This is a genomic window from Priestia sp. D51 (assembly GCF_053345675.1).
The window spans coordinates 17,370-37,775 of the sequence record NZ_JBLTIR010000004.1; the positions used below are offsets into that span (position 1 = coordinate 17,370).

A 20,406-nucleotide genomic window follows, 5' to 3' on the forward strand; every position below is an offset into this window, starting at 1 on the left:
TTTGATACCCCCTATGCGTTTACTTTATTTTGATAAACGATTTTTACTTTGTTATCCAAATAGCTGTAATACTGTTCACAGTCGGAATAAGAGTCATGAGTGGTTAAAATAAATCCAGGGTAACCTGAAAAGTGCGGATATGGTAAAATGTCTGTCCCCTCAGTTATAAATTGAATAACCCTTTTTACTTCAGTGTCTCTACGCACGTCTTCTAAGCCTCGAATTTCTTTAAAAATCCCATGGCCTTGCACAGGGATAATGTAGTTGCCCACCACTTTCTTTCGTTTTCTTTCCTTTTTTAATACAGGAGGTTTTAATCCTAATACATAGTGAAAAACTAGCTCGATATAGTTAATACCTGTACTTTCTTTTACGATATAATGAGAAATCCCAGACCCTCCAATGCGCGCTCCTATTTCAATCACATAAGGTTTTCCCGCTGGGTCCAAGCGTAATTCAATATGGGCGGGGCCATTCTCAATCCCTAAAGCGGTTGCTGCCCTAGCTGCTTCTTGCGAAATAGATTCCAAAACGTTTTCTTCTAGGGGAGCTGGAGCTATATAAACACCTTCTTCAAAAAAAGGCCCTTTGGAATTTCCTTTGTAGCCTATAGAGAGTACACAAACCTCTCCTTCTACAGAAAACGTCTCAATAGCAAACTCTGGGCCGTCTATAAATTGTTCAATTACCATGCTCGTTTTATTTTTTGTGAATTTACTTAGGTCTTCTTCATTTACGCGTCTTACTTTTTCTATGCTGTAAATCAGTTCCTTTTTATTATTCGCTCGTGATACACCTTGACTGGAAAATCCGTTAGAAGGTTTTACTACGACAGGATAAGGCATTGAAAGATTCGTTAATTCCTCCGTATTTTCAACCTCTTTAAAATACGGAGTGTTAAGATCATTATCTTTTAAAACCTCTCTCATTTTCTGCTTGTTGCGACAGTTACTGATCACAAACGGTGATAAGCCCGGTAAGTTTAACTCTTCTGTCAACTGAGATACAAACTCTAATGCAGGCTCATATAATGTCATAATGCCGTCAAAAGGATTTTTGTGATGCTCTGCTCTAATAATCTCAAGGGCTTTGTCCGGAGTGTGAAATAAATCAATGGGTATGAATCTTTGTACGTTTTTAAGGTGCTTAGGTTCTACTTCTTCTTGGTTATAAAAAAACGTCACTTTAATTCCGAGAGCTTCTGCTTCTTCAAAAATAAACGGTAAATATGTATTTTGTAACACAACTGCTAGATGCTTATTTTGTAATGGCATGTACTTCCCCCCTACTTTTAAACAGCTCTTCACTGTTCGATGACTAAATTCTAATGACCGCTTCATATATTTGTCAATTTAATTTTATATAACATTAGGAATATATAGAATATTTAATATATTGGTAAAAGGTAAAGAAAAGAATGGTTTATAGGGTTAGTACTAAGGCGAAATTAAAAGCAGGAATTTTGCTATTTGATTATAAAGATATTGTTAGAAAAAAATTAATGAGAATTTTTATAACAAAAAGAAAGGTTAACCTAGGTTCAACCTTTCTTTTTTATGTTTTTTATTAAAATAGATAGTAACCATTTATAAAGTTACATCTTTTTCAGCCATCTCATTTAGTATTCTTTTTAAAGCGACGTCCGGGTTTAATCCGGGATCTGTTATATGCTGAACTAAGCATTCCGCACTTTCACTGATTTCTTTTTCCGTAGCAACAACTGAATTGTATTGAACAAAGTGAGTAAGAAACTTCATCCCCGTTAAGTTAGCCGTTTGTTGCAGTGGTTTTGTTAACTCACTAATCGTATAGTTGTTATAACCTCCTGCTCTATATGACTTTTGCGGACCTCCTACTGAAATTGCCAATACAAATTCTTTTCCATGCAGTTTGGTGCCATTCGTGCCGTATGCCCAGCCGAAAGTTAATACATCGTCCAACCATTTCTTCATTAGCGGAGGCGTACTATACCAGTAAAAAGGAAATTGAAAAACGATGCGGTCATGCTTTAATAAAAGCTCTTGCTCTTTTTCTACATCAATTTCCCAATTCGGATAGCGCTCATAGATATTATTAACCGTGACATCTTCCTTTTCTAATCGCTTCACCCACGCTTTATTAACATTAGATTCTGTTAGATTAGGGTGAAATATATTTACTAATACTTTCATTATGATCTCTCCTATACTGTGTATGAATTTTATAGTACGGAGATGATTTTCACTTAAACATCTCCTCTTAAATTCCTTTACACGTTTATTTTAGGAGATATTTAAGTCGTTTTCTTGTACAAAATTCGGTTATTTTTGTACAAAATTTTGTTTCCACTTAAGCGGGGAGATTCCGGTTATTTTCTTAAAGTGCCTTGAGAAGTGGCTTTGATCTGTAAAACCTAATTCATAAGCGATTTCACTAAGCGGCAAACTAGAGCTTTGTAATTTTTCTTTTGCTCTTTCAATTCGAATCTTAAGCAAGTATTGATGGGGCGTTACGCCTAGCGTTTGTTTAAAGCTGTTAATGAAATGAGAGGAACTTAAATTAGATAAACGAGTTAACTCATCTAATGTAATAGATTCAGCATAGTGATCTTGCATGTATTCCATCGCTATTTTTAAATGCTCAAGTCCCGGCGTCTTACTAAGAAAATTGGATTGACTATCGTTATGCTGTTTTAAAATGTGATAAATAATTAAATTTGTAACTGAGTCAATGTAAAGTTTTCCTTGAGGATTCCCATGTTCGACTTCTTCATTAAGCCACAAAAGAAGCTGCTGCATTTTATGATCTTGATTTCTAAGATAATAGCTTAGATCAAGGCTAGAAGATAAGCTTTCTTTATCAGCTATTTCTTTAACGATTTGAGGATTTAACTCAACACGTAAAAAAGATAACGGTTCTTTCCACTCGCAAGTGCTGTCAGCTCCCGCAGGAATAAAGTTGATATCATTTTTAAACGCTACTCCTCCATGAAAGCTGTCTGCTACTGTTTCTTGAATCGCAACAGGCTTAGCGGTATGGTGAAGAAGAAGCAAATGTTTATCCAACGTTTCACGTGCTTGTTGAGGCTGCACGTTTGCTGCTTTTATAATTTGAATATTTTCTTGTTTTTGACTCAAAACGTCATTTGAGTTAAACTTCACTTCTTTCATATAGCGCTCCTTTTTTATAGAGATATCCATCTTTTACTTTTTAGTTTGAATTTATGTGAACCCTTTTTGATTACTATAACGAAAGAGAGAATAAAAAGAAAAAGAAGTGAACCATAGATTCACTTCTTTTATGACGAACTCTTTATTTCATAGCCTGTAAATGGTTATTAGATTTCTGTTTTGCACCCCGCTGAACGAAAAAAATGATACAGAGCGCTAGAAGATATAAACATGCAAAAGCTGTTATGTACCAAAGCGCTGAGGTAATGCCGCTTGCGTCCATAGTAAAGCCAATAAGCGCAGGGAAAACAGCACCTCCAAGCCCTGAAAAACCAGTAATTAAACTGGTGACAATACGAGCAGATCCGGTAAACGTATGGTTAGCATATACCATCGTTATCGAATAGATACCTGACATTGCAAGCCCTAAAAACGCTAATAAAATATAGCCTGCTACTGCTTCTTTTAACAAGATAAACAGCACTAAATTCACAATTGTTCCTCCAATGCTGCCAAAAAGATAGCGTTCGTATGTAACGATTCGAATAACCCATCCAGTAGCTACTCGTCCTATTAGCATAGCCACCCAAAAAACGCTTATGCTTAAAGTAGCCTGTGATGGAATTACATCTAGATACACGATAAAAATAGACGAAAGAAAATTATTCATGCTGCTTTCCACTCCGGCGTACATAAAAATCATTACACTAAAAAGAGCGAGTATTTTCCATCTTTGATTTTTAGCAAGCACAGGCGCAGGTTCTGAGTTGGCGTCTGAAGCACCGCTTTCTGAAGTTGAAACAGTCTCTTTTTTAAAAGGAATCATTTTACAGACTACAACCATTAGTAAAGCTAGTATACTGGTTATAAAAAATGAATACCTCCAGCTGTTCTGTGAAATCAATAAGCTAGCTATTAACGGCATCAACAGCGCACCCAGGCCAAATGATACTTCTAAATAACTCATAACAATAGCTCTTCTACCGATAAATACTTCCATCATTAAAGTAGCTACAACTACTTCCAAGGCCGCTACACCAATACCATTTAAGAAATTGAATACGATAATCCACTCAAATGGAGGCAATAAAAGCATACCTATTTGTGATAGCGCTATCATTAATGCGGAAATTGTAAGTAAATTCATTTCGCTAAAGCGTCCTAATAGAAAAGAAGATAGTGGAACTCCTATCAAAAATCCTAAAGAACCTACTAATACAAGCTGCCCGCCAACTGTATAAGACACATGGTAATGTGTTAACAATTGCGGTAAGACGGATCCTACGGCTGTAATGACTAATCCGCCCAACAAATAAAGCGCATATGAAGCTAGCGCAAATTTTTTCATCTTCCCACTCCCTTAAATTCTCTAAAACTTTCTTTCTGTACTTAATTATAAAGGTTTTTCTTTGGTTGTTAACTGAAATCCTAGAAAAAAATTTCTCCATACGCTACTTAAGTTCCAATCATTTATAAGATAAAACAAAAAGAAGGAGATCTATGTCTCCTTCTTTTTGCTATTCACCTTATAGTGATGCTTTTAAAATAGCTAAAATATCATCTTTATTTAGTTTCTTAAAGTTACCGAAACCTCCGTGCTCCATTTCACGAGCAGCAATTCCAGCAATTTCATCTAGTCGCTCTTCTCCGATATCGTAATCTGCTAAGCGAGAAGGTGCACCAAGGCTTGACCAAAAAGCGCTTAGCTTATCGATTCCTTCTAACGCAATTTCTTTGTCACTTTTACCTGCAGTTTCAATATCAAACATGTTTGTCATGACGCGTTTCATACGAGTTACATCTTGATCTACAACGTGTCGCATCCAATTTGGGAATAGGATTGCTAAACCGCCCGCATGAGGAATGTCATATACTGCTGATACCGCGTGTTCAATTGTATGTGAAGCCCAATCTCCAAAGTATCCCATTTGAAGTGTTCCGTTTAATGCGATTGTTCCGGAATATAAAATCGTTTCGCGATGTTCGTAGCTTTGCAGATCTTCTAGCAATTTCGGTGCTGTTTCAATTACTGTTTGTAATACGGAATAGCACATACGATCTTGTAAAGGCGTGTTTTTCACGTTATGGAAATATTGTTCGAACACATGACTCATCATGTCTACCATGCCGTAGATAGTTTGATCTCTAGGAACAGACATCGTGTTCACAGGATCTAGGATAGAAAATACAGGGTGCGTAACGGCGCTTCCCCAAACGTATTTTTCATTTGTTTCCCAATTCGTAATAACAGAATCAGGATTCATTTCAGAACCTGTTGCTGCCAATGTTAATACCGTGCCAAACGGCAGTGCTTTTGTAGCCGTTACTTTTTTGTTAATAATATCCCAAACGTCGCCTTCATACTCAGCTCCGGCAGCGATTGCTTTTGTGCAGTCAATAACGCTTCCTCCGCCGACTGCTAACATGAAGTCAATGTTTTCATTTCGGCAAATTTCAATTCCTTTTCGTACCGTAGATAATCGAGGGTTAGGTTCTACTCCCGCTAACTCGTGTATGTTTACGTTTAGCTTTTTTAACAGCGTAAGAACTTGATCATATAAACCGTTTTTCTTAATGCTTCCTCCACCGTATACAAGCAAAATATTTTTTCCGTATTTCGGGAGTTCTTCTGATAATGCTTGAAGCTGATCTTTTCCGAAGATTAGTTTTGTGGGATTGTGATAAATGAAATTTTCCATACTATCTGTATACCTCCTAGTTGAATATAAAGTAAGTTGTCGCATTACGCGAACAAGAATGTAAGTATAAATGTAAAACAAAAATTTTTCAAGAGTTAAGTTCTCAAAGCGCGTACTTTGTTTTGTTGAGTGATTAAAATGAAGAAAATGGCTTCCTAGACATAAAAAAGAGAGCAAGTAAATGCTCTCTTTAAAGCTCTTTATAAACCATTTTTCTATACGTAACAAAGCCTTCTTTTTCGTAAAAGCTCTCCGCAACCGTATTGTCACTCCAGTAATCCAACTCAATTGTATTTATGTCTTGAGTACGGGCAATGCTATAAATTTCTTTCATCAAAATTGAACCAAACCCTTTGTTTTTGTGGAGTTCTGCGATACTTATTTGATGAACATAAATTGACTTGTAAGCTTTTTTAAACACTGTTTCTGAATACTGTTTTATTTCAACCCAAGCGAATCCTACATGCTGTCCTTCATCTTCTGCTAAAAGAAAGATAAACCTATCGTTTTCCATCACTTTCTTAAAAAATTCATGTATCTTCTGAAAATCATATATTTGAAAGCGCTCGGGGGATAATTCTACATGCAGTTGATGAACAGACTGATTAAGCTTGGCAATTGTATCAGCATCGAAAGTACGGCTAATCTTCAATTTTTTCTCTCCTATATATCTCGTATTTAGTAGTGGTCGTTATGAATTTATTTCGTTTAATATAGCCGGTGCGTTTGAGGTAAATAACAGATAGTTTTTATTGGTCGTTTTTATAAAGATGCGGTCAGCCGTTCCATACGGAGGGCCGATTCGAATGGCGTTTGCTTCTTTGCCTCCGTACGTGTCATCTTCCGTTACTTCAAGAATGTCTTCTAACGGAATCGTAAAGTGTGCAAGCTGCCATTTTATAATGAGATTATCATTTATTTTTTGAACGCTAATAGTTGGTGTAAACATTTTATCCATCCCCTTTGGTTTCTATTTATCTTAACTTTGTCTCTCTGCAACGTGTTCTTTTATCCTTAAAATCGCTTCTTTCGGACAGCCTTGAAAATAGCCTCCGTGATAGCAAATAACATGCTCGATCTCATAGTTTAAAAACTTTTCAAGTGATTGAACTGCTTGGTCCATATTTAAGGTCGTTTGTTTAACAGGTTCCATTAGCTGTCCATTTGCCAATACTAGAGCATCTCCGGCAACCAGCGTTTTTGATTTTTTCAAATAAAAACTAACGTGCCCAGGCGTGTGTCCGGGAGTGAAAATAGCTTCAATGCCTCCGCAATATGGAAGCAGTTGATCTTCTTTTAATACTGTATCTACCTCAACTTTTGGAGGATTTTTATATAAATATTTTATTTCATCAGGTATAGCTGCTAGTTCTTCTTTACTCATTTGACTAGCATTCGTTTTAATAAGCGGAAGTTTCCCTTCAATATACGGCTTATCAAATTCATGAGCATATACGATGATATTTTCATTTGATTTTTTTCGTATATCAGTCGCACACCCTATATGATCTAGATCTTGATGCGTTAGAAGAATTACTTTTAGCTGTTCAATAGATATATTCAATTCACCCAAGATCTCTTTCAGTTGATCGGTTTGCCCAGGCATTCCTGTATCAATTAGAATAGCTTCATCGTTATTCCAAACTAACGTAGGATTTAATATTATATCTTGGTCAAAAGCTCTGGCAGTCAACTGTAGCATCTCAACACCTGCAGAAATTCTCATTACGAACCCCTTTTCTTATTAAAGTACAAAGATTTCCAACCTCCACAATTGCTTAGCATGCAGTGGTATTCTTGAATTTTATCAATAAACAAAATAAAAACCAGACTGGAAAAAAATCACTTTTTATGATATGATATTTGTATAATAGAGTGTAAAATAATCGATTTTTATAAATGAAAAGGTGAACCCCACTGTCCGGGGTTCACCTTTTTTCTTTGTCGTTAGCCACTATGGCCTTTTTATTTCTTATCCTCTTTTTGAATGCACTCGTACAAAGGTACAACCTTGGTTTTCTTTGCTATTTTATATCCCCACCACGTCGCTAAAAAGAGAGGCAGGCCAATGTAGGAGAGCGTTAAGCCGTACCAATCAATTTTGTCGGAAAGTACCGCTTGATAGTTTTGTCCTAAAATAACAATGAGGCACATTCCAAATGCAAGAACAGGACCTAGAGGGAACCATTTTGCTTTATAGGCTAGATCATTTAGATCCTGTCCTGAAGCAACATATGCTTTTCGGAAACGATAGTGGCTGACGGCAATACCAATCCACGCAATAAATCCGCTCATACCTGAAGCGTTTAAAAGCCACATATACATTTGATCACCAAAAACGGATGTTAAAAAGGCAAGACCGCCAATAATAGTGGTTAAAACAAGCGCATTTACTGGAATTCCTCGACGATTAATTTTCCGAAGCGCTTTAGGCGCTTGCCCTTCATTGGCCATTGACCATAACATTCGCGTAGAAGCATATAAACCAGATGTTCCGGCTGATAAAACGGATGTAAGAATAACAGCATTCATCACCGAAGCAGCTGCAGCAATTCCTGCTTTTTCAAAAACAAGCGTAAATGGACTAACAGCAATGTTATCCACATCTCCTCCTAGAAGAGATGGACTTGTGTAAGGAATGATGAGCCCAATTACAGCAATGGCTGCAATATAAAATAGAAGGATGCGCCAAAAGACTTGGCGAATGGCTTTTGGTATATTTTTTTGAGGGTTTTCACTTTCCCCCGCCGCAATGCCGACTAGCTCTGTACCTTGAAAAGAAAATCCCGCGATAAAGAAAATGCTTAGTACGGACAGAAATCCGCCGTTGACCGGCGCTTCTTCTAATGTAAAGTTTTTAAAACCGATATATTCACCGCCGAAAATGCCAAATATGGTCAGAAGGCCCACTCCGATAAACACAATGATGGTTACTACTTTTACGAGAGCAAACCAATATTCAGATTCTCCATAGCTTTTTACAGATAGGAAATTAAGTAAAAAAATTAAGCCTAAAAACAAAGCGCTCCAGATAATACTTGGCACATCAGGGAACCAAAACTTCATAATAATAGCAGAAGCAGCTATTTCTACAGCGAGCGTAACAGCCCAGTTAAACCAGTAGTTCCAGCCGAGCGCAAAGCCGAGAGCTGGGTCTACATAATGACTGGCGTACGTTGAAAAAGAACCTGATACCGGCATAAACGTGGCCATTTCTCCAAGACTAGTCATGAGAAAGTAAACCATAATTCCAATGGCCCCGTAAGCAATCAGCGCTCCTCCAGGTCCAGCAGTTTGGATGGATGATCCGGTAGCTAGAAATAAGCCCGTTCCGATTGATCCTCCAATGGCAATCATGGTCATATGACGTGCTTTTAAATGGCGTTTTATATGCTTATCGTCCTGCTTTTTTTCTTCTTCATTACGATTTATATCGACCGCTTCCATACTTATCCCACCTTTATAAATGAACTATGCGCACATGTTTAACGTAAAGCGTATAAGAATATCCATCTCCCACAAAAAGCAGGAGATGGACCCTTCATTGCTTACTTTGAAAAATCAAAATAGTTTCGTTTTAATAGACGAGGCAGGCTCATAAGCTGTTCGTACGTTACACTTTTTTCTAAGGCAGAGGTGTTGATTAAAAACAGTTGATCTTCAATGTGTCCAACCGTTGCATCTGTTTGATACGTAATTCCGCATTCTGAACATGTAATGGAAGGCGTCTCTTTAATTTCTATGGCTTTTGTGCCGTCAGGAAGCTCCCAATAAACCGTTGCATCCGTCTCTTTCGCTTCATAGGATTCGCACCATTGACATTTCAATATTATTCCTCCTTCGCTCCCGCCGTTTCATATTTTTTCATTTGCGTTTCAAATTTTTTCTCTTTTAATTGATCGCGCTTTTCACGCTTGTCTTTTAAAGAGCTATGCTCTGGATTTTGGTCATACGTTTTCCGGCGGTCAAGACGGTTTAGACCTTCCGGTGTTAAGTTGAACTTTGTATCATCAATAATCGAAAGAACACCGTTGCTTTCAAATTTTTCAAATACTTCAGGATATACTTTTTTATAAAATTCTTCTGCGCTTCCACTTTGGTAATTTTGCGGCTCCGGATAAGATGTAATAACACCTTCAAAGTTTCGAAGCACCACTTTATTGGAGCTTTGAGAAATAATATAGTTTGGCTGCAGCGGAATTTTACCGCCTCCTCCAGGAGCATCCACGATAAACGTAGGAACTGCATAGCCGGACGTATGGCCGCGAAGTCCTTCCATAATTTCTAGCCCTTTGCTGATTGGCGCACGGAAATGGCCGATTCCTTCTGATAAATCACATTGATAAATGTAGTAAGGACGCACGCGGATCTTTACTAAATCATGCATAAGCTGCTTCATGATTGGCACGCTGTCGTTAATTCCGGCTAAAATAACCGCTTGGTTTCCAACTGGAACTCCTACGTTCGCAAGCATTTCACATGCACGCTTTGATTCTTCTGTAATTTCAATTGATGTGTTAAAGTGCGTATTTAGCCAAACCGGATGATATTTCTTTAAGATGTTGCACAGATTTTCTGTAATGCGCTGAGGGAACACGACCGGCGCTCTTGTACCGATACGAATAATTTCTACGTGCGGAATATCGCGCAAATTTTTCAAAATATATTCTAAAATATTGTCATTGATTAATAGGCCGTCTCCTCCGGAAATTAATACATCACGAATTTGAGGGTTGGCTGCAATGTAATTAATCGCTGTATCCAGCTGTTTTTTTGGAACGCCCATTCCGATTTGTCCTGAAAAACGTCTTCTTGTACAATAGCGGCAGTACATGGAGCACTGATTTGTAACTAAAAACAGCACGCGGTCGGGATAACGGTGCGTTAAGCCAGGAACCGGTGAATCTTCATCTTCATGAAGCGGATCTTCTAAATCATACCTTGTTTTATGCAGTTCTTCTGAAATAGGAACGGACTGCATTCTGATTGGACATTTCGGATCATTCTCATCCATTAACCATGCGTAATAAGGAGTGATGTTTAACGGAATCGTTTTAGTTGCAATTTTAACGCCTTCTTCTTCTTGAGGTGTTAAATTAATCACTTTCTTTAAATCTTCCAATGTTTTAATCGTGTTTGTCAGCTGCCATACCCAGTCGTTCCACTGCTCGTCCGTTACATCTTTCCAAAGCTCGATTTCTTTCCAATGTCTGCTTGCTTTATATAATGTATTTTTCATTTTATATTCCCTCCAAGGTTCATTTTTTGAATAGATGTTCTACTAAGAAATTGACCGCACCATATAATAGCGATCTTCTCCTTCGCCAAACTCTCCTGCTCGCGTTTCTTTAATCGTAAAGTCCATTTTTTTATACAGCTTAACAGCGCCTTCATTTTTTACATTCACAGTCAAACAAACGCTTTCAAAATTATCTTTTTGTAGAATCGAAAATATCTCTTCTAAGAACAGCTGTCCAATTCCGCTTCCTTGTTTATCAGAGCGGACGTAGAACCCAAAGATATAAGCTTTTGTGACATCTTTGTAATCTCTAAGCAGCTCGCAAATGGCAATTGGCCTTGCGTCATTTTCCTGGAAATATTGAATGAGCTTTCCGTAGCGCGCTAAAGGTACAAGCGTCTGTTCATCAACGGCTCCCATGCCCGGAAACGCATCTTTTTCAAGTTCAATCATCATTTTTTGCTGCGCGGGACTTAACGACTCTGGGACTTCGATATAATACTGCTCTTTTAATGCATCCATTTTTCTTTCCTCCTTTTTTCACTTTCATATTTTGCATCTTGCAGCGGCCATATTGGACTTGGAAGGTGCTGATAATTAAAGGTCGTTAAGCGATTTGACGCTACGCCTGGAGCATCCACATAGATGATAGACCCTACAAGCGGTTCAAAAGCGGCTCTGAAATGATTTTTAGCTTTTAAACCAATGATTTTTTTCCTTGCTGGCTCGATACCGATATGGCGAAAAAGTTCAGGATCGTTTGCTGATATCGGCCTTCCAATCAACAAAATATCCAATTCTCCTACTCGAATATGAGCTGCGCCTTTTACATTTACTTTTAAATGCTGATTAAACGGTCCCGAATTGTAAAACTCACCTTCTGATAAGCCAATGACCTTTGCTTCAACTTCAACGGGCTTTCCAAACTCAGGAGAAACTTTTCCTCCTAAGGAAAGAGAGACGTAGCTTCCAACTCCTGCTTGCACGCATTGTTTAATAGATTCAGGGTCATAAAGACCTCCAAACAGTGTCCCCGGCATATTTAGCTTCAGCATGTATTCTAAAAGCTCTGTTGTATCACCGCTTCCGCAGCTTAAAGGATTGTCCGCTATATCAGCGAGCACAATTGGCTGTTCGTTTGATCGTTTTAACGCTGTTTGCAGACCTTCTTCAACGGTAGGCAAATCTACCATAAATTCCTCTTTTATACTCCAAAATTGAGAAGCTAGTCTATTTGCTGTTTTTTCTGCTGTTTCCGGATTCAAAGCTGTTACGAGCACGCTTGCTCCCGCAATGGGAATATCAGAATACGGAAAGCCCCCAAAAATGGAAACATTGTATACGTCTTCTTCTTGCTCGGCTTGCTTAGCAAGATCAATCATTTTTTTCATCGGTCCTTCTGCTGTTCGCATATTAATCGACGGCAAAAGCATGGGCAGTTTTTTTAAAGACGCATAATAGATAGCGCTTTCTTTTACCTGTGTTAAAAGCGCTCGCGCTGCGTTCACTCCTTGTTCATACATATCAACGTGAGGATATGTTTTAAAACCGAAATGTAGCGGCGTGTACGTAAGCATATCTTCACTGATATTTGCGTGCATATCGAGCGTAGTAGCAATGGGAACGTCACTTCCTATACAGCTTCTTATTTGACCTAACAAATGAGCTTCCGGATCGAAAAGATGCTCTGCTACCATTGCGCCGTGCAAGGCGATTAATAAGCCATCTAGCGGGCCGGCGTGAGTAAGCATATGCAGCATTTGCTTTTCAATTGTGTAATAAGCTGCCGAAGATACAACCCCAGACGGAATTGCAGCTGCACAAACAAGGGGAACGATTTCTACTTGCTTCTCTTGCTTTAATACATCCAAAAATCCCCCTACTTCTGTTTTGGTTCCTGAGTATGCTTTATATATTTCCGTTCCAACAAAATATCCTTCTTGTACAAACTGTTCTATTTCTGTTTTTAATGGACTAAAGCTGTGAGATTCATGATAAAAAAAGGCAATGCCAATGCGATATGAAGACATGTGCTCCTCCTTTTCGCTAAGGTGCGAGATTAATAGTTGGTGTAGACAGACTTCCATTCTGTCATCACATCAAATGCATGATGAGAAACTTCCCTGTGGCCGTTGCCAGACATTTTCATTCCACCGAATGCTACCCCCATTTCAGCATTAGATGTTCCGTTATTGATATAGACTAATCCGCTAACAGCGTCTTTGGCAGCTCGGCTGGCATAGTGCAAGCTGCTTGTATAAATAGAAGTGGAAAGTCCGTACACCGTTCCATTATTGACGCTCATTGCTTCTTCGTAGCCATCTACTTCAATAAAAGCAAGCACGGGACCAAAAATCTCTTCTTGAGCAATTGTGTGATTTGAATGGACGTTATCGATGATTGTAGGCATGTAATAACAAGTTCCTAACTCTGATAAAGCACGACCTCCGAGCGCAATATTCCCGCCTTCTTCTACCGCTTTTTGTACGTAATCTTCTACTAAACGGCACTGCTGTTCATTAACAAGCGGTCCTATCACAACTCCTTGTTCAAGACCATTTCCAATCTTCATTTCTTCTGTAAGAGCTATTACTTTTTTCAACAGCTCTTCTTTTACTGAACGCTCCACGATGACTCTGCTAGCTGCGGTACAGCGCTGCCCCGTTGTCGTAAATGCTGATTTAACGATTCCCTCTGCTGCTTTATCCAGATTGGCATCTTTTAATACGATAACCGCGTTTTTTCCTCCTAGCTCTAAAGAAATACGCTTTAAGGTTTTGCTGCTCATTTCTGCTAATTTCTGACCAACTTCCGTAGAACCTGTAAATGAGATGATTTTCACTTCAGAGTGCGTAGCAAGCTTTTGTCCAACGATTCTGCCCGATCCTGTAAGCAAGTTAATCGTTCCTTTTGGAAGCCCCGCAGCGTGCAATACTTCCATAAAAATCTTCGCTGAGAGCGCCACTTCTGAAGCCGGCTTCCAGACAACGGTATTGCCAGCAATTAAAGCGGCAAACATTTTATAAGAAGCGAGAGAAACAGGAAAGTTCCAAGGTGTAATACATGCCACAACTCCAAGCGGTTCGCGAACCATTTTTATATCTCGGTCAGGAAAGCCAGCGGGCACTATTTCGCCAAACAAACGTCTTCCTTCTCCCGCCATATACTGAGCTGTTGCAATGACGACACCAACTTCCCCTATGGATTCTGATAGCGGTTTTCCCATCTCTTTTGTCATTACTTGGGCTAGCTCTTCTTTTCTGTTTTCAAAAAGCCCAGCTGCTTTTGTTAAAAATGCTGCACGTTCAGGAATAGATATATTTTTCCAGTGGCTGTAGGCTTTACTAGCCGCGTTTACGGCAGCATCGACTTGACTAGCCGTAGCGGCTGCGCACATTCCGACGAGCTCTTGTGTTGCAGGGTTTATACTTTTAAAATAGGTTTGCTCCTCTTCACTTACCCACTCGCCGTTAATATATAAATCTCCTTGTAACAGTTCGATTTTAGTTTGACTCATATCGTTACCCTCCTTTTCATTTAAAAAGCTAGTTAATTGAAACTGCTTCTGTGATGACTTCTTCTAATAAAGACAGCCCTTGATTCAGCACGTCTTTATCAATATTCAGCGGCAGCATTAAGCGAATGGTTTGCCCTTTGACTCCACAGTTCATGATAAGCAGTCTTCTTTCCAGCGCTTTTGATTTAATGGCAGGAACATAAGCAGCTGCTGTTTCAACATGAAATTCAATGCCAATCATCATCCCAATTCCTCTAACCTCTTTAATAGCCGGTAAATGTCCGATAGAATGCTGAAGACGTTTCACAATATCGGCACCTACTTTTTCACTGCGCTCTACAAGCTTTTCTTCTTCAATGATTGAAATGTTAGCTAAAGCAGCTGCGCACGATACTGGATTTCCACCAAAAGTAGAACCATGTCCGGCTGTTGGCCATTTCTCATGCAGTTCTCGGCTTGCTACAATCGCTCCTAAAGGCATACCACCGGAAAGAGCTTTTGCTAAAACTAAAATATCTGGTGTGACTCCAGCATGTTCTGCGGCAAACATTTTTCCAGTGCGCCCGAATCCCGTTTGCACTTCATCAAAGATAAGCAGAATGCCATAATCATTCGCTATGTCTCTCAGTGCGCGTAAAAAGCTAGAAGGAGCAGGGTAATAGCCTCCTTCGCCCATGACTGGCTCAATAACAATCGCCGCTACGCGTGAAGGATCCACTCGCAGTTCAAACAGCTTTTGCAGTTGATTTAAGCAATATGCTTCCGCTTCTTCCTCGTCAATATTAGGAAGCTGACTTGGATACGGATAAGGCGCGTGATACACTTCTCCCAAAATCGGCTCGTAGTAGCTTCGGTACTTGGAGCTTGAAGCCGTAATAGCTGTAGCTCCTAATGTACGGCCATGAAAAGAACCTTCGAAAGCAATAATCGCTGGTCTGCCAGTGGCCGCTTTTGCTAACTTAAGCGCTCCATCAATAGCTTCTGCGCCTGAGTTTGAAAAGAAAACCGTATCTAAGTTTCCTGGCGTAATTTGCGCAAGTTTTTCCGCCAAATTCACAGCTGTTTCATAGTATCCGTAATTTAAACCGAGGTGAAGCAGCTGATCTGCTTGTTTTTTAATCGCTTCTACCATCTTTTCATGTGTATGACCTACTGCATTGACAGCTACTCCTGATACAAAATCAATGTATTCCGTGCCATCAGCTGTCCAAAATTTCGCACCGTGCGCTTTTTCAATAACAAGCTCTGTTACTCTTGTCATCACGTGTGATAAATGTTTTTTGCCTTTGAGTTGAAGCTCTTCTGTTTTATTTTGCACTTTCATATGACTCATCCTTTCTTATGTGCTGATGAAAAATAGAAAACGCATGATCTAGCAATCTCACTACTTCATCAACTTCTGATTTCGTTATATTTAAAGGAGGACTAATAATGATATGTTCTCCTTTATGTCCATCTACAGATCCGGACCCTGGATAAAATACGCCTCCAAGCTCCATACAAATTTCATTGAGCTTTTCGCTGGCTGCTTCGCCTGGCTCGAAAAATATCTGTTGATTGGCGTCTTTCATTAGTTCTAATCCAATTAAAAGTCCGCGGCCGCGAATATCTGAAATATACGGATGCTTGCGCTGCAGCGCTACTAAACATTCCATTAAATACGCACCTTGAGTTTCTACATTTTGAAGGATATTTACTTCTTCATACATGTCCAAAGCAGCAAGTCCTGCCGCTATCGAAACAGGATGTCCACTGTACGTATAGCCGTGAAGGAATTTTCCGCCGCTATTTTCTAACAGTCCTTGAATCAGACGGTCATGAACAACCATTCCTCCTAAAGGAGCGTACCCTGCTGAAACTCCTTTACCAAACGTTAAAATATCCGGTTCGATTCCGAATTGTTCCACTGCAAAATCAGTTCCTGTTCTCCCAAAGCCTGTCATCACTTCATCAACAATCAAAAGAATGTCATAGCTGCTGCAAAGCTCACGTACTTTTTTGAAATAGTCAAGCGGAGGCACGACAGCTCCTTGCTGACTTCCTACAATCGGCTCTGCGATAAAAGCTGAAATATTTTCTGGACCAAGCTCTAAAATGGTGCGTTCAATATCGGTGATGCAGCTCCAGTTTTGATTTGCCACGCAGTCTTCTTGATTGCGATTATACGGACAGCGATGACAATAAGGAGAATAAACGTGCGCAAAATGTAAAAGATTAGGTGTGTAAGGATATCGTCTTTTTACATCTCCTCCAGCTGATAGTGCCCCTATCGTATTTCCGTGATAGGACTGCCACCTTCCGATTACGATGTGTTTTTGCGTCTTTCCGGCATCTCTGTGATATTGCCTTGCTAATTTTAATGCACTTTCATTGGCTTCTGATCCTCCTGATGTAAAATAGACTTTGTTTAAATGGAGTGGAGCCATTTTACCGATTTTTCCTGCAAGTTTATGCAAAACATCTGTTTCAAAACGTAATGTATGAACAAACGCAGCTTTTTTAGCCTGATCAGCCATCGCCTCGGCTATTTTTACAATGCCGTGCCCTAAGTTTGCCGCTACGGCCCCGGAGCAGCCGTCTAAATACTTTTTTCCTTGTTCATCTATTAAGTAGCTTCCTTGACCGTGCGTAATCATAGGGTACTTTTTTGTTAAATCTCTATGAAAAACATAATCTCTTTTTATTTCGTCCATCTTTCCACCACCATCGCCATTCCTAATCCTCCTGCAACGCAAATAGTAGCAAGGCCGTATCGTCTCTTTTGCTTGTGGAGCTCATGACACAGAGTTGTGATGATTCTTGCCCCGGAGCAGCCTAAAGGATGTCCAAGCGCAATTGCTCCTCCGTTTACATTCACTTTCTCTGATGTGATGTCCCATTCTCTTAAGCAAGCAATACTTTGGGCGGCAAATGCTTCGTTTAATTCAATTAAGTCCATATCATTTAAGCTTAAACCGGCTTTAGTTAAAGCAATTTGCGAAGCAGAAATGGGGCCAATTCCCATTTCCTTTGGAGAGACGCCGGCTGCGGCAAATGACACAATCTTTGCCATAGGTGTTAATCCGAGGTGCTCAGCTTTTTCTTCCGACATCATCAGCAGCATCGAAGCGCCATCGTTTCTTCCGGATGAATTTCCAGCTGTCACCGTTCCATTTCTTTGAAAAACGGGCTTAAGCGTACCAAGCTTTTCTTTGCTAGTAAGACGAGGAAATTCATCTGTTGCAAAATGCCTCATTCCTTCTTTTACAGGAACCGGTATAATTTCTTCTTCGAACAAATCAAGTTCTATAGCCCGCCTAGCTTTTTCCTGACTATAAAAAGCAAACTCGTCCTGCTCCGTACGGCTAATGCTATACTTTTCAGCAAGCCACTCCGCCGTCTGTCCCATTGTAAACGTTCCGTATAGCGTTTCAGGCTGTGATTTTGGCTGACTTTCTGTGTTAGAGTCATAGAGTGTTAAATCACCAACGTGAAAACCAAAACGAGTGCCTACCATATAGTGCGGTGCTTGAGACATGCTTTCCACTCCTCCAGCTAATACCGTTTCGGCTTGACCTGATAAAATGGACATAGCGCCATTCATCACAGCCTGCATGCCTGAGCCGCACTGGCGGTGCACGGTATAAGCAGGAATACGTTCAGAGAATTGAGCTTTAAGCCCGGCTACTCTCGCTATATTAGGAGCATGAGCGCTTTGTTTCGTTTGTCCGACAATAATTTCATCAACAATCTCTGATGTATATCCGGCTGAAGACAAATTGTTTTTCATCACAAGAGAGACTAGTTCTTCTGGAAGCGTATCTGCAAGCGAACCGCCAAACTTTCCAATAGGAGTTCGAAATGCATTTACAATCACTGCCATTATGCCGTCACCTCATTGTCTTTGCTAAACAATGTAGAAACATGAAAAGAAGCCTCTGTTTTTTGTTTTACTTCCTCTAAAGAAACACCCGGAGCTGTTTCAAGAAGTTCAAGACCAAGATCGGTTACCGAAAAGACAGCTAATTCCGTAATAATCATATCGACTCGTCGCTCTGAAGTAAGCGGATAGCTTAAATTCCTAACTAGCTTTGACTCTCCATGACTATTCGTATGAAGAGTCGTCACAATCACTTTTTTCGATCCTTCTAATAAATCCATTGCTCCTCCTACGCCAAGAACACTTTTCCCAGGGACAGCCCAGTTCGCAATTCGCCCTGCTTCATCTACTTGAAGCACTCCAAGAATGGATACATTCACATGACCTCCGCGTATCATCGCAAAAGAATCGGCGCTGTTAAAAAATGAGGCACCTTCCAAGACCGTGACGGGAAGCTTCCCAGCATTCACAAGCTCTGGATCTATATAGGTTTCTTCAGGAGTAGGGCCAACGCCGAGAATTCCGTTTTCTGAATGTAAAAACACGTGAACATCGGGTGAAATATAATTAGCAACCAAAGTAGGAATCCCTATCCCTAAGTTCACTACATCTCCGTGACAAAGCTCTTTTGCAGCGCGCCCAGCAATATATTGTTTGACGTTCATCTTATTTTTCTCCTTTCACTACGATATAAGTAACGTATAAATGAGGAGTGATAATTTCTTCAGGAGAAATTTGTCCAACTTCAACCACTTCTTCTACTTCAGCAATTACGATATCAGCGGCCGTTGCCATCATTGGATTAAAGTTTCTTGCTGATTTGCTGTAAATAAGATTTCCGAGTCGGTCTGCTTTTTTAGCTTTTATAAGCGCTACATCTGCGTGCAGCGATTCTTGCAAAACATATTTCTTTCCTTTTAATACTCGTTCTTCTTTTCCTTCAGCGAGCTGAGTCCCTACGCTCACAGGCGTGTAAAATCCTCCAATGCCCGCACCTCCTGCTCTAATAGCCTCGGACATTGTTCCTTGCGGGATAAGCTCCACTTGAAGTTCTTGTTGTTGATAGGCATGCACAACTTCAGGATTGGAAGTGAAATACGAACCTATAGCTTTTTTTACTTGTTTTCTTTGAACCAATATACCCAATCCTTTTCCAGGTTCACCGAGGTTATTACTAATAATCTCTAAATCTTTAAGGTTTGATTTGGCAATCGCCTCAATTAGACTAAGCGGGCTTCCTACAAGACCAAATCCACCTACCATAATGCGTGCGCCATCAGTTATTTTTCCTACTGCTTCTTCGCGCGTGATGATTTTGTTCATTTTGTTTCCTCCTTTTCTTTTTATATTTCACAGCGCTTTACACGAAAAAAACCAAGCAGGACACAATGACTCCCCAAAGAAACAGGGACGTCCCCCATTCTTTGTAAAGCGTGTGTGTCTGCTTGGTTTTAATAAGACCATGAAAAGAGGTTGTCTTCTCACTTTATTCTAACCAAACGCTATGTAATTTTTTGATTCACATTATCCCAGTAACGTTGGATTGCAGCCTGAAGCGCTACGATAATCGCCTGTTGAGATGGAGCAAAATAATAATTTTGAATACGTTCAATAAGAGGTTCAATTCCATCTGCAAGGCAGTAACCAATAAGCAGCTTCCGGAAAAAATTTTGCGTCAGCTCCGTAATAAACGTAAACTCAGCATTTACAATTTTATGCTCTGTCAGATCCACTTCTAGTACAATTCCCGCATGCTTATACATTTCATACATGGAAGTTCCCTGTGGAGCTTTTGCATATCCTGTCACAATGACTGTATTCAGTATTTGCATGCCCCTTAATCTCCTTTTAAAAACTATTTAATTACTCCGCACATTTACACTAATAATTCTGAAAGGTCAAATGAGACTAACTCATATGCTTTTAGTTATGTAAGTGCTTTC

20 protein-coding genes are annotated in these 20,406 nt (G+C 39.6%); all 20 read right to left on the reverse strand.

What is annotated here, in order from left to right; genetic code table 11:
* Positions 1-11: 11 nt before the first annotated feature.
* The 20 genes from ACNHOZ_RS16810 to ACNHOZ_RS16905 all read right to left on the reverse strand — a co-directional run bounded on the left by ACNHOZ_RS16810 (position 12) and on the right by ACNHOZ_RS16905 (position 20,295).
* Positions 12-1,274 (reverse strand): ATP-grasp domain-containing protein, encoded by a 1,263-nt coding sequence (locus ACNHOZ_RS16810; RefSeq protein ID WP_338705466.1) that lies wholly within the window; start codon positions 1,272-1,274, stop codon positions 12-14.
* A 312-nt stretch (positions 1,275-1,586) separates the two neighbouring features.
* On the reverse strand, positions 1,587-2,171 hold the full coding sequence (locus ACNHOZ_RS16815; RefSeq protein WP_255900911.1) for an NAD(P)H-dependent oxidoreductase: 585 nt from the start codon (positions 2,169-2,171) through the stop codon (positions 1,587-1,589).
* Positions 2,172-2,300: 129 nt separating this feature from the next.
* Entirely contained in the window at positions 2,301-3,149 is an 849-nt protein-coding gene (locus ACNHOZ_RS16820; RefSeq protein ID WP_255900908.1) for a helix-turn-helix domain-containing protein, read from the reverse strand.
* Between the two features lie 142 nt (positions 3,150-3,291).
* Positions 3,292-4,497, reverse strand: a complete 1,206-nt coding sequence (locus ACNHOZ_RS16825; RefSeq protein ID WP_338705465.1) for an MFS transporter — start codon at positions 4,495-4,497, stop codon at positions 3,292-3,294.
* Between the two features lie 178 nt (positions 4,498-4,675).
* Positions 4,676-5,848 (reverse strand): iron-containing alcohol dehydrogenase, encoded by a 1,173-nt coding sequence (locus tag ACNHOZ_RS16830; RefSeq protein ID WP_048020889.1) that lies wholly within the window; start codon positions 5,846-5,848, stop codon positions 4,676-4,678.
* A gap of 190 nt (positions 5,849-6,038) precedes the next feature.
* The gene (locus tag ACNHOZ_RS16835) at positions 6,039-6,500 is read right to left on the reverse strand and encodes a GNAT family N-acetyltransferase (RefSeq protein WP_255900903.1); all 462 of its coding nucleotides are present in this window, start codon (positions 6,498-6,500) and stop codon (positions 6,039-6,041) included.
* Between the two features lie 39 nt (positions 6,501-6,539).
* Complete coding sequence (locus ACNHOZ_RS16840) at positions 6,540-6,797, reverse strand: SunI/YnzG family protein (protein ID WP_255900900.1); 258 nt, start codon at positions 6,795-6,797, stop codon at positions 6,540-6,542.
* 30 nt (positions 6,798-6,827) lie between these two features.
* On the reverse strand, positions 6,828-7,574 hold the full coding sequence (locus tag ACNHOZ_RS16845) for an MBL fold metallo-hydrolase (RefSeq protein ID WP_255900898.1): 747 nt from the start codon (positions 7,572-7,574) through the stop codon (positions 6,828-6,830).
* 239 nt (positions 7,575-7,813) lie between these two features.
* Positions 7,814-9,295: an amino acid permease gene (locus ACNHOZ_RS16850; protein ID WP_338705463.1), complete on the reverse strand. Its 1,482-nt coding sequence runs from the start codon at positions 9,293-9,295 to the stop codon at positions 7,814-7,816.
* A 101-nt stretch (positions 9,296-9,396) separates the two neighbouring features.
* Entirely contained in the window at positions 9,397-9,675 is a 279-nt protein-coding gene (locus ACNHOZ_RS16855) for a YokU family protein (protein WP_016764133.1), read from the reverse strand.
* Positions 9,676-9,677: 2 nt separating this feature from the next.
* Positions 9,678-11,087, reverse strand: coding sequence for a lysine 2,3-aminomutase (kamA, locus tag ACNHOZ_RS16860; RefSeq protein WP_033578990.1), 1,410 nt, complete (start codon positions 11,085-11,087; stop codon positions 9,678-9,680).
* Between the two features lie 42 nt (positions 11,088-11,129).
* Positions 11,130-11,609, reverse strand: a complete 480-nt coding sequence (locus ACNHOZ_RS16865; protein ID WP_028413331.1) for a GNAT family N-acetyltransferase — start codon at positions 11,607-11,609, stop codon at positions 11,130-11,132.
* Positions 11,597-13,117 (reverse strand): M81 family metallopeptidase, encoded by a 1,521-nt coding sequence (locus tag ACNHOZ_RS16870; RefSeq protein ID WP_048020896.1) that lies wholly within the window; start codon positions 13,115-13,117, stop codon positions 11,597-11,599. Before ACNHOZ_RS16870 ends, ACNHOZ_RS16865 begins: the two co-directional genes overlap by 13 nt.
* A gap of 29 nt (positions 13,118-13,146) precedes the next feature.
* Positions 13,147-14,604 carry an aldehyde dehydrogenase family protein gene (locus tag ACNHOZ_RS16875; protein ID WP_447697251.1) on the reverse strand — a complete coding sequence of 486 codons (1,458 nt, stop codon included), beginning with the start codon at positions 14,602-14,604 and terminating at the stop codon, positions 13,147-13,149.
* A gap of 28 nt (positions 14,605-14,632) precedes the next feature.
* Positions 14,633-15,928 (reverse strand): aminotransferase class III-fold pyridoxal phosphate-dependent enzyme, encoded by a 1,296-nt coding sequence (locus tag ACNHOZ_RS16880; RefSeq protein WP_447697252.1) that lies wholly within the window; start codon positions 15,926-15,928, stop codon positions 14,633-14,635.
* Complete coding sequence (locus ACNHOZ_RS16885) at positions 15,912-17,297, reverse strand: aminotransferase family protein (protein WP_048020903.1); 1,386 nt, start codon at positions 17,295-17,297, stop codon at positions 15,912-15,914. Before ACNHOZ_RS16885 ends, ACNHOZ_RS16880 begins: the two co-directional genes overlap by 17 nt.
* Entirely contained in the window at positions 17,285-18,466 is a 1,182-nt protein-coding gene (locus ACNHOZ_RS16890; RefSeq protein WP_447697253.1) for a thiolase family protein, read from the reverse strand. Before ACNHOZ_RS16890 ends, ACNHOZ_RS16885 begins: the two co-directional genes overlap by 13 nt.
* On the reverse strand, positions 18,466-19,128 hold the full coding sequence (locus tag ACNHOZ_RS16895; RefSeq protein WP_048020906.1) for a 3-oxoacid CoA-transferase subunit B: 663 nt from the start codon (positions 19,126-19,128) through the stop codon (positions 18,466-18,468). The genes ACNHOZ_RS16890 and ACNHOZ_RS16895 overlap by 1 nt, the downstream gene beginning before the upstream one ends.
* A 1-nt stretch (position 19,129) precedes the next feature.
* The gene (locus ACNHOZ_RS16900; protein WP_028413338.1) at positions 19,130-19,786 is read right to left on the reverse strand and encodes a CoA transferase subunit A; all 657 of its coding nucleotides are present in this window, start codon (positions 19,784-19,786) and stop codon (positions 19,130-19,132) included.
* 179 nt (positions 19,787-19,965) lie between these two features.
* Positions 19,966-20,295, reverse strand: a complete 330-nt coding sequence (locus ACNHOZ_RS16905) for a DUF3870 domain-containing protein (protein WP_013057066.1) — start codon at positions 20,293-20,295, stop codon at positions 19,966-19,968.
* Positions 20,296-20,406: the final 111 nt, after the last annotated feature.

Bases quoted from the DNA above. Each gene is read 5' to 3' on its own strand.
- ACNHOZ_RS16810 (WP_338705466.1), bottom strand. From the start codon at position 1,274: ATGCCATTACAAAATAAGCATCTAGCAGTTGTGTTACAAAATACATAT.
- ACNHOZ_RS16815 (WP_255900911.1), bottom strand. From the start codon at position 2,171: ATGAAAGTATTAGTAAATATATTTCACCCTAATCTAACAGAATCTAAT.
- ACNHOZ_RS16820 (WP_255900908.1), bottom strand. From the start codon at position 3,149: ATGAAAGAAGTGAAGTTTAACTCAAATGACGTTTTGAGTCAAAAACAA.
- ACNHOZ_RS16825 (WP_338705465.1), bottom strand. From the start codon at position 4,497: ATGAAAAAATTTGCGCTAGCTTCATATGCGCTTTATTTGTTGGGCGGA.
- ACNHOZ_RS16830 (WP_048020889.1), bottom strand. From the start codon at position 5,848: ATGGAAAATTTCATTTATCACAATCCCACAAAACTAATCTTCGGAAAA.
- ACNHOZ_RS16840 (WP_255900900.1), bottom strand. From the start codon at position 6,797: ATGTTTACACCAACTATTAGCGTTCAAAAAATAAATGATAATCTCATT.
- ACNHOZ_RS16845 (WP_255900898.1), bottom strand. From the start codon at position 7,574: ATGAGAATTTCTGCAGGTGTTGAGATGCTACAGTTGACTGCCAGAGCT.
- ACNHOZ_RS16850 (WP_338705463.1), bottom strand. From the start codon at position 9,295: ATGGAAGCGGTCGATATAAATCGTAATGAAGAAGAAAAAAAGCAGGAC.
- kamA (WP_033578990.1), bottom strand. From the start codon at position 11,087: ATGAAAAATACATTATATAAAGCAAGCAGACATTGGAAAGAAATCGAG.
- ACNHOZ_RS16865 (WP_028413331.1), bottom strand. From the start codon at position 11,609: ATGGATGCATTAAAAGAGCAGTATTATATCGAAGTCCCAGAGTCGTTA.
- ACNHOZ_RS16870 (WP_048020896.1), bottom strand. From the start codon at position 13,117: ATGTCTTCATATCGCATTGGCATTGCCTTTTTTTATCATGAATCTCAC.
- ACNHOZ_RS16875 (WP_447697251.1), bottom strand. From the start codon at position 14,604: ATGAGTCAAACTAAAATCGAACTGTTACAAGGAGATTTATATATTAAC.
- ACNHOZ_RS16880 (WP_447697252.1), bottom strand. From the start codon at position 15,928: ATGAAAGTGCAAAATAAAACAGAAGAGCTTCAACTCAAAGGCAAAAAA.
- ACNHOZ_RS16885 (WP_048020903.1), bottom strand. From the start codon at position 17,297: ATGGACGAAATAAAAAGAGATTATGTTTTTCATAGAGATTTAACAAAA.
- ACNHOZ_RS16890 (WP_447697253.1), bottom strand. From the start codon at position 18,466: ATGGCAGTGATTGTAAATGCATTTCGAACTCCTATTGGAAAGTTTGGC.
- ACNHOZ_RS16895 (WP_048020906.1), bottom strand. From the start codon at position 19,128: ATGAACGTCAAACAATATATTGCTGGGCGCGCTGCAAAAGAGCTTTGT.
- ACNHOZ_RS16900 (WP_028413338.1), bottom strand. From the start codon at position 19,786: ATGAACAAAATCATCACGCGCGAAGAAGCAGTAGGAAAAATAACTGAT.
- ACNHOZ_RS16905 (WP_013057066.1), bottom strand. From the start codon at position 20,295: ATGCAAATACTGAATACAGTCATTGTGACAGGATATGCAAAAGCTCCA.